The 15,468-nt window shown below is 39.2% G+C and carries 16 protein-coding genes; 3 read left to right on the top strand and 13 right to left on the bottom strand.

Annotation, left to right across the window (positions count from 1 at the left end; genetic code table 11):
• Positions 1 to 87: 87 nt before the first annotated feature.
• From ABES02_RS11830 to ABES02_RS11815, 4 genes are all read right to left on the bottom strand, one after another.
• Positions 88 to 573, bottom strand: a complete 486-nt coding sequence (locus ABES02_RS11830) for a hypothetical protein (protein ID WP_430134613.1) — start codon at positions 571 to 573, stop codon at positions 88 to 90.
• Between the two features lie 212 nt (positions 574 to 785).
• The gene (locus tag ABES02_RS11825) at positions 786 to 1,790 is read right to left on the bottom strand and encodes a DUF3231 family protein (RefSeq protein ID WP_430134610.1); all 1,005 of its coding nucleotides are present in this window, start codon (positions 1,788 to 1,790) and stop codon (positions 786 to 788) included.
• A gap of 99 nt (positions 1,791 to 1,889) precedes the next feature.
• The gene (locus ABES02_RS11820; RefSeq protein WP_430134608.1) at positions 1,890 to 2,585 is read right to left on the bottom strand and encodes a response regulator; all 696 of its coding nucleotides are present in this window, start codon (positions 2,583 to 2,585) and stop codon (positions 1,890 to 1,892) included.
• A complete protein-coding gene (locus tag ABES02_RS11815; RefSeq protein WP_430134606.1) occupies positions 2,569 to 4,020 on the bottom strand; it encodes a sensor histidine kinase in 1,452 nt (483 codons plus the stop codon). Before ABES02_RS11815 ends, ABES02_RS11820 begins: the two co-directional genes overlap by 17 nt.
• 153 nt (positions 4,021 to 4,173) lie before the next feature.
• On the opposite strand from ABES02_RS11815, the gene ABES02_RS11810 reads away from it, so the two are divergent.
• On the top strand, positions 4,174 to 4,386 hold the full coding sequence (locus ABES02_RS11810) for a hypothetical protein (protein ID WP_430134603.1): 213 nt from the start codon (positions 4,174 to 4,176) through the stop codon (positions 4,384 to 4,386).
• Here ABES02_RS11810 and ABES02_RS11805 read toward each other — a convergent pair.
• From ABES02_RS11805 to pxpB, 9 genes are all read right to left on the bottom strand, one after another.
• The gene (locus ABES02_RS11805; protein WP_430134600.1) at positions 4,373 to 4,837 is read right to left on the bottom strand and encodes a hypothetical protein; all 465 of its coding nucleotides are present in this window, start codon (positions 4,835 to 4,837) and stop codon (positions 4,373 to 4,375) included. The genes ABES02_RS11810 and ABES02_RS11805 overlap by 14 nt on opposite strands.
• Before the next feature lie 16 nt (positions 4,838 to 4,853).
• Positions 4,854 to 5,834, bottom strand: a complete 981-nt coding sequence (locus ABES02_RS11800; protein WP_430134597.1) for an ABC transporter ATP-binding protein — start codon at positions 5,832 to 5,834, stop codon at positions 4,854 to 4,856.
• Positions 5,827 to 6,831: an ABC transporter ATP-binding protein gene (locus ABES02_RS11795; protein ID WP_430134594.1), complete on the bottom strand. Its 1,005-nt coding sequence runs from the start codon at positions 6,829 to 6,831 to the stop codon at positions 5,827 to 5,829. The genes ABES02_RS11800 and ABES02_RS11795 overlap by 8 nt, the downstream gene beginning before the upstream one ends.
• 18 nt (positions 6,832 to 6,849) lie before the next feature.
• On the bottom strand, positions 6,850 to 7,704 hold the full coding sequence (locus tag ABES02_RS11790; protein WP_430134591.1) for an ABC transporter permease: 855 nt from the start codon (positions 7,702 to 7,704) through the stop codon (positions 6,850 to 6,852).
• 3 nt (positions 7,705 to 7,707) lie between these two features.
• Positions 7,708 to 8,664, bottom strand: a complete 957-nt coding sequence (locus tag ABES02_RS11785) for an ABC transporter permease (RefSeq protein ID WP_430134589.1) — start codon at positions 8,662 to 8,664, stop codon at positions 7,708 to 7,710.
• A gap of 152 nt (positions 8,665 to 8,816) precedes the next feature.
• Positions 8,817 to 10,403: an ABC transporter substrate-binding protein gene (locus ABES02_RS11780; RefSeq protein ID WP_430134587.1), complete on the bottom strand. Its 1,587-nt coding sequence runs from the start codon at positions 10,401 to 10,403 to the stop codon at positions 8,817 to 8,819.
• Positions 10,404 to 10,591: 188 nt separating this feature from the next.
• Positions 10,592 to 11,536, bottom strand: a complete 945-nt coding sequence (locus tag ABES02_RS11775) for a biotin-dependent carboxyltransferase family protein (RefSeq protein WP_430134584.1) — start codon at positions 11,534 to 11,536, stop codon at positions 10,592 to 10,594.
• Complete coding sequence (locus ABES02_RS11770; RefSeq protein ID WP_430134581.1) at positions 11,533 to 12,300, bottom strand: LamB/YcsF family protein; 768 nt, start codon at positions 12,298 to 12,300, stop codon at positions 11,533 to 11,535. Before ABES02_RS11770 ends, ABES02_RS11775 begins: the two co-directional genes overlap by 4 nt.
• On the bottom strand, positions 12,287 to 13,015 hold the full coding sequence (gene pxpB, locus ABES02_RS11765) for a 5-oxoprolinase subunit PxpB (RefSeq protein WP_430134579.1): 729 nt from the start codon (positions 13,013 to 13,015) through the stop codon (positions 12,287 to 12,289). The genes ABES02_RS11770 and pxpB overlap by 14 nt, the downstream gene beginning before the upstream one ends.
• 167 nt (positions 13,016 to 13,182) lie before the next feature.
• Between pxpB and ABES02_RS11760 the strand changes: the two genes are divergently transcribed.
• Together ABES02_RS11760 and ABES02_RS11755 are read left to right on the top strand one after the other, a co-directional pair.
• On the top strand, positions 13,183 to 13,743 hold the full coding sequence (locus tag ABES02_RS11760; RefSeq protein WP_430134576.1) for an NAD(P)/FAD-dependent oxidoreductase: 561 nt from the start codon (positions 13,183 to 13,185) through the stop codon (positions 13,741 to 13,743).
• Positions 13,744 to 13,909: 166 nt separating this feature from the next.
• Complete coding sequence (locus ABES02_RS11755) at positions 13,910 to 15,430, top strand: MDR family MFS transporter (RefSeq protein WP_430134573.1); 1,521 nt, start codon at positions 13,910 to 13,912, stop codon at positions 15,428 to 15,430.
• Positions 15,431 to 15,468: the final 38 nt, after the last annotated feature.

Here is a 15,468-nt window from a genome sequence, read left to right as displayed (position 1 = left end):
CAATCCCATGAAAATTAAAGGAAAAATAAAAAAAAATGGAGGAAAAAATCCCCAATGATGCATTAAAATCATCTCCTATATATTTTTCTATAATGCGGTCGAACCTACTCTTTTTCCCCATGGTTTAATGACTGAAATAATGTACATTAATACGAGTGAAATGATTTGAATAATAACTCCTGTCCAAAGCTCAGTCTTAACGTAAAAAAGATCATTGTTTTTGCTTAAAGCCCGCAATGTCCAAGAATACATTCCCCAAAAGTTAAGACCTATACAAAGTACCGTTAGCCCTTCTTTAGCGATGATCCAGTAATATTTGAACAATCCCCATTTTGTCCAGACGGAAAGAAGGATACCTGTTACTGTCGTTCCGATTGTTGATGCTCTCACTGATGTTTTAGAAAGAATATGCATTGCCTGAAAACATGTTTGAACGATGCTTTTATCACTGGCAGCGGCTGCTGTAATATTAAAAATTAGAAAAGCCGTCATATTCCCAAGCATGATTGCAGCAAATATAATGTGAAAAATCAGCAGCCACCTTTTCGATGTATGTGAAAGCTTCAGCCCCATCACCTCCTTTGTTGTTCTACAAGGATTAGTGTAAACGGAATATCTAAACTCCCTCTTAAGCAATTCTTAAATATTTCTAAACTTAATTGGTTTTAAGTATGGGTAAGAAAAAAATAGAACCCGTAAACATACATTACGGGTTCCAATCGTAAAAACACATTTAAAACTAATCTTGATACCTGCCAAACAATCCACTAACATGTAACAACCTGTCAACTACTTCTATTTCTTAATGCCTCGCGATCAACATTCTGAGGCGGTTGTTCCAACCATCTGTTTTTAATCATCAACTTAATGCCATCATCAGCATATTGCATGACTTCTGACACTAATCTTGTGTAATGCCCACCTAAATCCTTTCTTAAGCTTGTTCCTATAGCCGTTCCATATCCAGTAACACTAAGTTCAGTTAGGCTGAGAACTTGAAACATCATTAACTTATCTGAAAAGGGTGCATCAATGGATTGGGATATGGTTGAATCCCATGAACTTGGCAGTGGCACACCATCCTCTATTAATATTTCTCGAAAAACGGTTTCATGTTTGGCAGCGATTTCTGTACCTCTCTCCATAAATTTTCTTACCTCGGGTACTTGAGCTGTTTGGGAAAATCCTGTTATAAATGTTCTGCCTATCGAATTCGTCTCACAATTTTTGGAAATATGAGCTAATTCTATGACCGTTAAAGGTCGATGTTTACCAATTAATCCTGATAAAAATGATTCATCTTGCAGATATTCAGGTTTTTCCATCGGAGGAATGGTAGGTGAGCGAATAAATGCCCCCTTCTTTAGAAGAATGTCGCAAGCATCGTTGTAAAGCTGCATAAACATCTGGGAAGTTTTCGAAAATAATTCTCTCACATCATTCCTAGCCAATACCTCAAGCAGCGCAGCGGCCGCAGCAGTCCCAGCCGCAGCCATGTATTTTATGTATCTTAATGTAAAAAGATCGGAATAAACTCTCTTGGCTTTCAAGTTTACATCCTCTTGAGTAAAGCCAATTGGTATTGCATGATTTTCCTTTTCAAAGAATTGTTTGACCTCCTTCACAACATAATTGCAGTTCGTTAAAGCCGATTGAATAATTTCCGTACAATCCTGGTCCTCATTGACACTTTCAAAATGTTGAAGAATACATGAAGCCATTGAATTTTGCATATAGGCACTCCATAAAGCGGCCACCTCTGAAGACACCAGTTTTGCGTTATGTTCCATTTTGCTTTTGCTCCTTTATTTTTTTCATATTTTGCACGGAGCAATAGTTAATATTCATTGCAATGTAGTTCTTTAGACTTATAAAACTAACCCGTTCTTTTATCCTTTAAATCGGTAGCCTGCTCCCCAGACTGTTTCAATAAATTGAGGATTAGCTGGGTCTGATTCGATTTTCTCGCGTATTTTTCGCACATGAACAGTTATCGTGGCCGTGTCGCCCATCGAGTCCAGGCCCCAAATTCGTTCAAACAAGTGCTCTTTCGTAAAAACCTGATTAGGATGAAGGGCTAAAAAGGTCAATAAATCAAATTCCTTGGTTGTTAAAATGACTTCTTTTTCATTAATAAAAACCTGTCTTGATGATTTATTAATTTGCAGGCCACGAATTTGAATTTCGTCGACCGGCGCACTTTTCCGGATCAGCCTCTCATACCTGGCCAAATGCGCCTTGACCCTTGCAACCAACTCGCTTGGACTGAATGGTTTGACGATATAATCATCTGCTCCAAGACCAAGGCCACGGACTTTTTCTATGTCCTCATTCTTTGCTGTAACCATAAGGATTGGGATATCTTTTTCTTTTCGTATTTGCTTACAAATCTCAAATCCATTCATGGTTGGAAGCATTAAATCCAGCAATATTAATCTATAGTTTTGACGAAGAGCTGCTTCAAGTCCAGTTTTTCCATCAGTGGCAATTTCGATCTCAAAACCTTCAATTTCTAAATAATCACGTTCTAATTCCGCAATACTTTGTTCATCTTCTATAATGAGAATGTCACTCATAGGTTCCACCTTTATCCTTTGATTTTGGCAGAGTAAAATGAATCCCTAAGCCGCCCTCCGGAGAGTTTTCAGCCCAAATTTTACCGCCATGCGCTTTGATTATTTGCGCAGCTATCGCTAGTCCCAGCCCGCTTCCACCTGTTTCTGAACTCCGTGAAGGGTCGCCGCGGTAAAAGCGGTTAAATATGCTAGCTACTTCTTTAGCTGGCACGCCTGGCCCATTGTCAATGACTGTTACCTTTAACAAATCTTCATGTTCCTGCAAATTAATTTGAATAAGACACAGACCTTTGTCCCGATACTTTACACTATTAAAAATAATATTGTTCATCACCCGTATGATTTTATCACGGTCAATCATAATAGGTGAGCACGAATTCGCCTCCATGGAAATCAGAGTAGCCTTATCAGCCAAATCAAGTCTAATTTCCTCAAGAAAATCCTCTAAAAAGGCTTTCAACTCAACCTTTTCAAAATGAAAAGGTACACTTTTTACATCTAATTTTGAAAATAGAAAAAGCTCATTGATTAAACAATCCATATGTGTGGCTTTCGCATGAATCGTATTAAGGTACCGTTGGAGCTTTTCTTCTGTATTGGCAACCCCATCCTTAATTCCTTCAACATAGCCCCGAATTGAGGTAATTGGAGTTTTTAAATCATGTGAAATATTGGCGATCAGCTCGCGCCGATTATTTTCATATTGTTCTCTTAGTTCGGCTGATTTCTTTAATTTCACTCTCATTTCATCGAATGATTTTACTAGTTTCCCTAATTCATCTTTACGGATTGGTTCCATATGAAAATCAAGATTCCCTGCACTAATTTTGGCAGCAGCTACCGACATTTGCTGAATCGGCTTGAGAATTCGTCTAGACATAAAATAGGAGAGTATCGTATTCGTTAACACCAAAATCAGTACAAAGCCAATGAAAATCAATGGAAAGAACTTTCTCGCAAACTGGATAAATGGCACTCCTTTGTCGAGTAGAAAAATAGTACCTTCTGTTCCATCCCTAAAGTAAAAGTCATGCTGCCTGATGGAATAAGGCCTCTTATCTAGCCAAGCAACTGGCTGATACCCCTCATCACCAAAAGCTGGAAGCCTATCATCTTTCAAATCCTTTATGGCATCTGATAAATATAAAACTTGATTGTTTTTCCGGATAATAATATCGACTTTTTTCTCTTTGACTAAAGTATCCATGAATGAAGGATCGGTTAATTTTTCTGTTTCTAAGGCTGCAGTTTTCTTCAACTGATTAAATAATTCGATATTCTGACCGCCTGCCCCTGTTTGCCACCCACGGTGATAGTTGTTGCTTAGAAGTTTAAAATCACCACTGAAGATGATATTAAGTAAGGTAAAATAAAGAATGAAGATAATAATGGGCATTATGACCATTGCAGCATTCGAAAGAAAGAGACTTTTTCGGATTGACATGAAAATCCACCTTTAAAATTTTACTAATACCTTAGAATAAACCTAAATTCTAAAGAACTCATAATCAATTTCTTAAATTTTTATAAATTAACTATTCGCTTTAAAGATAAATGTTATATAATGGAATGAATCAAAATTTAAGGAGTGATTAATTTGGCCAAATCCAAAGCCAAAAAATTACGCGAAAAGCTTGCGCGTGAAGGAAAAATGAATCCTGAAGTAAAACGCAGTTCATTTGTTTTCGCAGACATGAGATTAAGGGTAACGAAGACGAAGAAAGACCATTTATTTCAATTTAAACATAAGAACCATCAATCCCAGGACGGAAATGATGGTTCTTTTTATTATGCCGTTATTTTATATTAAAATTTGGTTTATGAGTCAGCTCGATTTTAAGCAGATGAAGGTCCTCGCCAATGTTCTCTTCCTGTAAAATGATGGTCCAGTTTTTAGCAATCATTTCTTTAAGAACATAAAGATTGTTAGCGGTCATTTTAACAGCATCTAAAAACTCTCCAGTATCAACGAAATCTTCACCTTCCTTCATCGCAAACTTGATTGTCAACAACGACTTGAGTGCTCCCTTTGTCAAAAAAGAAAACTCATATCCTTCGTGAAGGGCTTGGTGGCATTTATCTTTATTCAAACGATAATAGTCGACCATCGCTTTCCAAGAAGGAATCCCCTCTCCTATGCTTTCCAGAAGTTCTTCTTTCCCCTCACTTAAGAGCGCAGCGATGGTGGGATTATTGTATCCTTTTGCTTTCATCATTTCTAGCATAAGGGCATAATTTAATGCTAACTTTACCTTTTCCATACTTCCATCCACCTTTTTAATATAAATGGCATGCTACAAGATGTTCTCCATCTACTTCCTTTAATTGAGGATCTTTTTCTGCACAGATTGGCTTTGCAAATGGGCAGCGAGAACGGAAACGACAGCCTGTTTCCATTTCAATCGGGCTTGGAAGCTCGCCTGTGATTATTTCGCGCTTGCTATTCTGTGCTTTAATCGGATCCGGGATTGGAATAGCTGACAATAATGCTTGAGTATAGGGATGCAACGGTTTATGGTACAACTCATCGCTCTTCGAAATCTCAACAATTTTCCCTAGATACATAACCCCAATACGATCGGAGATATGGCGGACCATGGATAGGTCATGTGCAACAAATAAATAAGTAAGCTTCATCTCACTCTGTAAATCTTCTAACATATTAATCACTTGAGCCTGAATGGAAACATCCAAAGCGGATATGGCCTCATCACAAATAATGAACTCCGGATTTATCGCCAATGCCCTCGCAATTCCAATTCTTTGACGCTGTCCGCCACTGAATTCATGCGGGAATTTTTCCATATCTTCTTTTTTTAGGCCTACTTTTTCTAAAATATCGGTAATAACTTCTTTTCTTTCATTTTTTAAGAGAGTGGTGTGAATCTCCAATGGTTCATCAATGATTTCTTCCACATTCATATATGGGTTTAATGATGAGTATGGATCCTGAAAGATCATTTGCATTCTTTTTCGATAGGGTTGCAGTTCTTTATTATTTAGATTGGCAATATCCTTGCCATCAAAATGAATTTCTCCAGATGTTGGGTCGTATAAACGATTAAGCGTTCTGCCCAAAGTGGATTTGCCGCACCCAGATTCCCCAACAAGTCCGAAAGTCTCCCCTTTGAAAATATGAAACGAGACATCATCGACTGCTTTCACAACTTGTTTATTTTTACTAAAAAGTGAAGTTTTTAATGGGAAGTATTTTTTTAGATTGTTTACTTCAATAAGTTTTTCCTTTGTCTCAATCATCCAGGTTGTCACCTTCCCCTGTTAAAAAGCACATGCTTTTTTGCGTTGATGAAAAGCGCTTGTATTCTGGTACTTCATTAAAACATTTATCCATTGCAAACTCGCATCGTTCGGCGAATGGGCATCCGTTCTTTATATTTTGAAGTGATGGGGCCGCCCCTTTAATCGGCTTTAATCTCGTTTTCTCCCCGTCCACTCTAGGAATAGAATTCAGCAGCGCCTTTGTATAGGGATGCTTCGGTGAATAAAAGATTTCATTAACAAGCCCTTCTTCCATCACCATTCCCGCATACATGACCAAAATTCGGCTGCAAATGGTCGCTACCACTCCAAGGTCATGGGTGATGAACACGACCGACATATCATTTTCTTGCTGCAGTTTTTTTAAGAGTTCAAGTATTTGTGCTTGAATGGTGACATCGAGGGCAGTTGTTGGTTCATCTGCAATTAAAAGCTTGGGATTGCACGCCAATGCCATGGCGATTAGTACCCTTTGCCTCATTCCACCGCTAAATTCATGCGGGTATTGATTCACTCTCGTTTCAGGAGAAGGGATGCCAACCATTCTCAGCAGTTCAACAGCCTCAAGCCTGGCTTCCTTCTTGTTCAAGCCTCGAACCCTTATTAACAATTCAATAAGATGATCTCCAGCTTTTTTTAATGGATTTAGGGCAGTCATTGGGTCTTGAAATATCATCGCAATATCTCGGCCTCTAATCGCCCTCTTTTCTTTTTTTGATTGATTCTCTAGATGCTTGCCATCTAAAACAATTTCTCCCGCATCCACTTTCGCATTACTGGGGATTATGCCGAGAATGGATTTAACCATAACGCTTTTTCCGCTACCTGATTCACCAACAATCCCAAGTATTTCACCCTTTTTTACATTAAAGTCAATTCCTCTAATCACTTCCATTTTCACATTGCCATTGTAAAAGTTGGTACGGAGGTTTTTGACGTCTAGTAAATGATTATTATCTTCGGTAATGTTACCCATTTCATCCATACCTCCTTGTTATTTCCCACTCGTCTTCGGCTCGACAACAGCACGAAGAATATCACCTAGTCTATTAAACGAATAAACAGTCAGTACAATGAGAAGCCCAGGTAATATCGCCATATATGGAGCATTTCCTAGATTTCCTTGTGCATTTTGGAGCATGCTTCCCCATGAAGATAAGGGCTGTTGAATTCCGAGCCCTAGGAAACTTAAAGCCGATTCCATTAAGATTGCATTGGCAATACTAACGGTGGATGCAACGATAAACGTTGGAAACACTGCTGGGATTATATGCTTGATAATGACTCTTGGCAATGACTGCCCCGATGATTTTGCGTATAAAACATACTCTCTTTCTTTTATCGAAAGTGTCTCCGCTCGGACTAGTCTCGCGGTGCTCATCCATGTAAAAAGTCCAATGACAAGAATAATCGCTTTTAGCCCTGGTGTAAGATAGATACTTACAACCGTAACAAGAATCATCCATGGGATTGAAGAAATCACATCAACTGATCTCATTAAAAAGTTGTCGACCCTGCCGCCAAAATAGCCGCTTATCGTTCCCACTAATACTCCAATACTAGTCGAAATAAGCATCGCTAAAATACCAACTGTAAGAGAGATTCTCCCGCCAAATAATGCTCTTGTAAAATAGTCTCTGCCTAGCTCGTCTGTACCAAACCAATGGTCGGCGCTAGGTCCTTGAAGCACACTCGTGACATCGACCTTATCAGGAGGATAAGGTGATAAAAAGGCAAAAATGGAAATCAGCAGGATGAGAATAAGGAAAATTAGAGCAATAGCCGCCGTTTTATTACGTTTCAGCTCATCTTTAAATTGTTTTACTCTTCGATTTTTCTTTCCGGCCATGTTCTATTCCCCCATTCCCTTGATTCTCGGATCTACGATGCAATATAAAAGGTCGGACACTAGATTACCGATAATCACAAGGCTTGAAGAAAGCAGCATGATGGCCATGACAACTGGGTAATCAAATCCTTGGATGGCTTTTACAAAATACGTACCAATTCCCGGCCAGCCAAAAACTGTTTCTGTTACGACCGCTCCGGTGACAAGCATCGGAAGACTCATCCCAACAATCGTAATAATGGGAAGCAGCACATTTCTAAGTACATGCTTAAATAAGATCCAACTAGAAGCGGCCCCATATGCCTGTTGGACCATAACATAATCTTCTGAAAGCTGCCCTATGGTTGATGAGCGGACATAACGAACAAGCTCTGGCATGAAAGAGAGCGTTAACACCGTACACGGCAATACCATATGACTTAGCAGGTCGGAGAATGACTCTTCATTTCCAATCGTGTGCATCCCAAGGATTGGAAAAATATTTAAAAGATAGCCGAAAATAAACACAAGAATCATCGCCATCCAAAAGCTTGGGATCGCAATCCCGAATGAACTTAGCCCATCAATGATTTTATCCGCTGCTTTCCCTTTATTCGCTCCAGCCACTAATCCAAGAATGATAGATAATAGTAAGGCAAGGATGTAAGCCGGAAGAACAAGTAGAATCGTATTTGGGATCCTTACTGAAAGATCATTGGTAATACTTTCATGCGTGACGATTGAGTAACCCCACTCACCGGACAATATCCCTTTTATCCAATAAAAATATTGCATATAGGCTGGTTGGTCCAATCCATATCTTGCTTTTATGAGGTCGATTGTTTTCTTCGTCATGTTTGGTGTTGTCATCGCATCGACTGCATCATATGGAGCCAATTGGATGAGTGTAAAGCAAATAATCGAAATAATAAAAAGCAAAGGTATAGCCTGTAAAATCCGTTTAAATATATACTTTAGCAAAAATAATCCCACTCCTTACGTCCCTTGAATGCTCATAGCCTAGTTGAAGACAGTACTTGCATTATTTTACTCTATTATTTTATTACTTTTATTCTTAATAAATAAAGATAAACAGCGAACTGTTTATCTTTATCTACTAAGCACGTATTTTTTTAATAAGATAGTTTTGACATATCTTCAAAGGTATAAACTGGAACTAACGCTGCTTCTTCGATTCCTTTGATTCTAGAATCAATTGAAAGAATCCGTTTGTTTTCTGTTAAAGGATAGAAGGCCGCATCTTCGATAATGAGTTTTTGAATTTCCTCATAAATCGCTTTACGCTTCGTATCATCTTTTTCTACACGGCCTTGATTAAATAACTCATCCACTTTTGGATTGCTATAATGCATGTAGTTTGCCTCACCATTGGTAACAAACAAGGAATTAAAGGTATCTGGGTCAATTCCCATGATATATCCACTTAGATACATATCAAAGTCCGTTTGGACGCTTTGAAGCTTCTTGCTTAAAGCTGTTGCATCCATTCCGACTAACTCAACAGAAACGCCTGCCTCTTTTAAGTTTTGTTGAATGACAGCTGCTTGCTTTTGCTGGATTGGATTATTGGCGATAAACGCAAGTTTTAATTTTAAATCGGATACTCCGGCTTTTGCCAGCAAGTCTTTTGACTTTTTCGTATCAAATTTATGTTTTTCTACCTTATCAGTAAAGTAGGTTGCTTTTTTAGGCAAGAAAGAATAAGCTGGCTTTGAAAAATCAGTAGAAACGTAGCTTGCTGTATTGATTTCCTCACGATTCAATCCGTAAGCAATTGCTGTCCTTACGTCCTTTGACTGCACTGCTTTTGAGCTTAAGTTAAATGCTAGGTAACCAATTCGACCTTCATCATATGGCTTAATTGAAACATTGGCGTTACCTTTAAATTTACTTGTATCTGATGGCTGAATCGCCAGGGCATTAATTTCCCCTTTTTGCAGAGCTAATGTCGCTGTATTTGGATCCATGATAATACGGTAAACAACTTTTGCGATTTTAGGCGCGCCTAGGAAATAATCATCATTCTTTTCAAACGTGACACTTTCACCGGCTTTATATTCTTTTAATTTATATGGGCCAGTACCAACTGGAGTGGCATTTTTTGCGCTGTTCGCAATATTTGCTTCACCTTCGTAAACATGTTTAGGCATGATGAAGATGTTTCCTAAAGCTTCCATCGCACCCATGCTGACTGTTGGAAGTGTGAACTTAACTGTGTAGTCATCTACTTTTTCAACTTTTACAGGCTGGTTATTAAAGATTAGCTGGCTTCTTGCCCAGCCGCCATTTTCTTCTTTTAACATTTGTTCATATGTGAAGACAACATCATCAGCAGTAAATGGCTGTCCATCATGCCATTTTACGTCTTTTCTTAATTTTGCAGTATACGTTAAGAAATCCGCTGAAGGAGTCATGCTTTCAGCCAAGAAGTACTTAACATTATCCTTTCCATTATACATATACAATGGAGAGTAAAGTGTTTTGATTTCCATTAACCCGTAACGGTCACCTGTTGAGATGACGTTTACTGCGTTACCTGGATCCCCGTCAATTCCATAAATAAAGGTATCTGGTTTATTTGCAGTTTCACCTTTATCTTTCGTGCCCGCATTATCCTTCGTTTTCGAAGAACATCCTGCAAGTACTAATAAGATACTTAGTAAAATGGCTACAAGAATATTTACATTTTTACGAACCAATTCTTCTTCCCCCTATGATGAATTTATAATAATAAAAAGAGAATAGTAGAATTTTTTAATTCCTACTATTTCGATATGTATTATACAAAATTATTTTACCTGATAGTGTTCCATTAGTAAATAACAAATGATTAGAATTGATTTCCATTATGCAAGAGGTTGCACAAACTTTCACAAAATTGTACTGTTTATTTTGCGGCCAGTGACAAATGCTTTAATAAAATCTGGTTTTGTAAATATAATCGCTGCGCTTCCTCTATTGACACTATGGAGAACTGTACCACAGTGTCAGGCACCGCCTGCGCAAGTAGTGGTATATCTACAGAAATTACGGTGCCAATTCTGGTGTAGCCGCCAGTGGTCTGCCTTTCAGCCATTAAGATAATCGGCTGCCCGCTTGCTGGTACTTGGATTCCACCTAATGGAATTGGATCAGAAATAATATCCGGACCATTTATATGTTTTAATTGGGGGCCCTTAAGCTGATAACCCATTCGATTAGACTGTGGTGTTATCACATATTCTGCTGTGCAAAATTTCTTGAGACTCTCTTTTGTAAACCGATCTTGATGGGGTCCAGGAATAAACCTGACTTTGATTTGCTTTTTATACCTAGGAATAAGTTCAGGAATTAATGATTTAAAAGGCTTCTTTATCAACGGTTGCCCCCATAATATATCGCCTCTTTGTAAGGCACGTCCGTCATACCCGCCAAATCTTCCATGCATAAAGGTGGATTTACTGCCTAAAACATCAGGGACATCGATCCCCCCTGAAATGGCAATATAAGCTCTTGCACCATATTTACCAGAGCCTGCTGATAGAATTTGTCCCTTCTTAATCAGAAAACTCTTCCATATAGGAGCTTCTCTTTCGTCCACTTTTGGAGTAAAATCCCCGCCGCAGATTGCTAAGGTTATATCACTTAATGCTTCTAAAACTGGTCCAATAATGGAAGCTTCAAGGACTGCTTCACTTGCAAGATTCCCTACAAGGATGTTGGATACTTGCATCGAGTAAGTGTCCATTGCACCTGAGGGACTGATGCCGAATTGCTGATACCCATATCTACCTAAATCCTGAACCGTTGTTTGCAGACCAGGCTTTAACACTTTAAAAATGGCCGTTTTCATGGATTTCCCCAGCTTTTTCGAAGGGAGATATTTTCTTGAACAAGTGCTTGCTTTAATTGGGTGACGAATTCTAACGCTAGTGGCTCGTCTCCGTGAACACATATGGTATCAGCCTTTATATTGATATCTGTTCCATCAACCGTCTCTACTTTTCCCTCTTTTATCATGCGAATCACTCTTTTGATTGCAGAATCTGAATCATGGATAATGGCGTTTTTCTCCTGACGGGAAGTCAGAGTACCATCGGCCTGGTAGGTGCGATCGGCAAACACTTCCTCCGCTACATGAAGGCCTTTTTCTTTCCCAGCCTTCACTAGTTCGCTGCCGGCAAGACCAAATAAAACTTGAGCTGGATCGACATCAGCAATTGCAGCGGCAATGGCAGCCGCCATTTTCCGATTTTTAGCTGACATATTATACAATGCACCATGTGGCTTCACATGTGCCAGTGCTATACCATTCGCTTTACAAACAGCAGCCAAAGCCCCAATTTGATAAACAACTAGATGATAAACCTCTTGCGGAGAAATAATCATTTCTCGTCTGCCAAATCCAGCGAGATCTGGCAGACCAGGGTGTGCGCCAATAAGGACGCCAGATTTTTTCGCGAGCCTAACAGTTTCAAACATGACATTGTGGTCACCAGCATGGTAACCGCAGGCAATATTGGCACTTGAAATATAGTTTAATACCTCTTGATCATTTCCAATCTTAAATGGACCGAAGCTCTCACCCAGATCGCAGTTTAAATCAATTACTTGCATCATTTTCCCCCCTTTTGTAAAAACGGACATGAAATTTATTTTCCTCTACCAATTGATTGATTCTAGCATATTCTTGTTCATCAATCGGATAAAACTTAATATAATCGCCTGCCGAAAAAAGAATCGGCGAAGAATTATTTAAATCAAAAAGCTTTACAGGGGTAATACCCAATATCCTCCAGCCTGAGGGAACTTCAGATGGATAAATTCCCGTTTGATTGCCGCCTATTCCCACCGAGCCTGCTGGCACTCTCGGCCTCGGATGTTCTAGCCTTGGTACTGCAAGTTTCGGTGAAAGTCCGCCAAGATATGGAAACCCAGGCACAAAACCCATCATATAGATGAGGTATTCCTTATTGCTGTGCATCGCAATTACTTCATCTACACTTAGTTGATGATAATCTGCTATAAAGGATAGATCTGGACCTCCATAATAAACTGGAATCTCAAAGACGATTGGATGAATGGCTTTTACATTATTTTTATGAATATAAATTTCCTTTACTTTTACTGCCAAGTTGGCAAAACTGATGATTTCTGGTCGATAGTAAATGGCAACTGCATTATAGGTAGGAACCCATTCAACAATCCCCTGCACCTTTGCAGCTTTCAGCTTGGCAATAAATCCTTGTATTTCCCAATGAATAGCTTCGTTTATTTCATTGCCAAAAGATACTCGTAAGGCCAGATCACCGAGCGGGACAATCTCCAACATGTCAATCTCCTTTTTAGTTTTACAGTATATGTATGAGAAAAATAACACAAGAGTCTTTTTTAATACTTCGATTTCCCAATATCTCAAAACATGCATTTTATTTTACTTTCATTTTTTGTTACGCTAGGATAATACTGTTAATAATTTTATTAATGGAGGTTTTGTAGATGTTTGATGTTGTGATTATCGGTGCTGGACCTACTGGGGCAAGTGCTGCCTTATTTACGGCGAAAGCTGGAAAAAAGACACTATTGGTAGATAATGATAAAAGCGTTACCAAGAGAGCATGGATTGAAAATCATTACGGTATTTTAGAAATCTCTGGTCCAAATCTTGTTGAGACTGGTAAAAAACAAGCAAGCAAATTTGGTGCTGAACTGGTTACAGCCACTGTTACTAATATTAGCAAATCAGATAGCGGCTTAACAGTTGAAACCGACCAATCTACATATGAAGCAAAGCATGTCATTGTGGCAACAGGAATGATGGCTGACTTAGCAGAGAAAGTTGGAGTAACAACCAAGCCAGGAACAGAGCCGAGAATTAAAACCATTATTGACGTGGATGCTCAAGGTAAAACAAATATTGAAGGAATTTGGGCTGCTGGAACCATTGCCGGAGTCAGCATGCATACCATCATAACTGCCGGAGACGGTGCAAAGGTCGCTATTAATGTTATTAGTGAAATGAACGGCGAGCGTTATGTTGATCATGATGTTTTAAAATAATGGATGGTTTAATCCCCTTAAAAGTAGGGGATTTTTTTTATCGCTATAATTTTGATTCAAAAATTTATTTTATGCCAGCCATCAGTTAAAATAATCTTCAGGAGGAGGAATCCTTGGCAAGAATTGCCAATACTTTTTACTTTTAGACCATATTAAGGAGATTTTTATGATTAAAAAAGACCAAAATATTAAACTTGTTGTGACAGGCTTACTATTAGCTATTTTGATGGCAGCCATGGACAACACGATTGTCGCAACGGCCATGGGAACCATCGTATCCGATCTTGGCGGCCTCGATAAATTTATTTGGGTAACGTCAGCTTACATGGTTGCCGTTATGGCTGGGATGCCGATATTCGGTAAGTTATCCGATATGTACGGCCGAAAACGCTTTTTTATTTTCGGATTAGTCGTCTTTCTCCTCGGGTCGGCCTTATGCGGGATTGCCCAAAGTATCGTACAATTGAGTGTTTACCGCGCTATTCAGGGGATTGGCGGCGGAGCTCTTATGCCGATTGCCTTTACGATTGTTTTTGATATATTCCCACCTGAAAATCGTGGAAAAATGACTGGCCTGCTTGGTGCCGTATTTGGAGCATCTAGTGTGTTAGGACCGCTTTTAGGTGCCTATATCACGGATTATATTAGCTGGCATTGGGTTTTTTATGTGAATGTTCCAATAGGTATCGTTTCGATTATTTTGATTGTTCGTTATTACCATGAATCATTGCAGCACTCTAAGCAAAAAATTGACTGGGCTGGTGCGATCACGCTGATAATTTCGGTGGTAAGCTTAATGTTTGCCCTTGAACTAGGCGGTAAGGAATACGACTGGGATTCCATTCAAATCATCGGCTTATTTACAAGCTTTGTTGTCTTTTTTGTTGTTTTTTTCATAGCCGAATTAAAAGCTGCCGAACCAATCTTACCGTTATGGCTGTTTAAACGACGCTTGTTTGCTACCTCGCAAATCCTCGCCTTCTTATATGGTGGTACGTTTATTATTTTAACAGTATTTATCCCGATCTTTGTCCAAGCAGTTTATGGGGGCACAGCTAAGAATGCAGGACTTATTTTGACACCGATGATGCTGGGGTCTGTTGCTGGCAGTTCAATCGGTGGTATTTTCTTAACGAGAACCTCTTATCGAAATTTGATGTTTCTTTCAATTGTTTCATACGTTGTTGGGATGTATCTTCTTGGTACGTTAACGGTCGATACCGCCCGCTGGTTATTAACCATTTATATGATCCTTGTCGGTTTCGGCGTTGGCTTTTCATTCTCGTTATTGCCAACGGCATCGATGCACAATTTGGAGCCGCAATACCGCGGGACTGCCAATTCAACCAACTCATTCCTTCGTTCTTTTGGCATGACGCTGGGTGTAACAATCTTTGGCTCTCTTCAAAACAATTTCTTTACGGACAAACTTAAAGAGGCGTTTAAAGGTATGCAGGGTGCGGGAAGTCAAGGTTTCCAAATGGGCGATCCAAGACAAATTTTCCAAGCAAGTGAGCGTTCGAAAATCCCTAGCTTTATTTTGGATAAAATTGTTCACGCGATGTCGGATTCGATTACACAAACCTTTATGCTTACGTTAATCCCAATAGCTCTTGCTGCCATTACCATCTTTTTCATGGGCAATGCCCGTGTTGTAGTGCAGAAAAAAGATGAGGCGAAAGGGTAAAAAACAAGCACCGGTCCATTTTGGTCCGGTGCTTGTTT

The sequence above is a fragment of the Neobacillus pocheonensis genome, assembly GCF_050477905.1.
Lineage (GTDB): Bacteria > Bacillota > Bacilli > Bacillales > Cytobacillaceae > Neobacillus > Neobacillus pocheonensis_A.
This window is presented reverse-complemented; position numbering and strand designations above follow the sequence as displayed.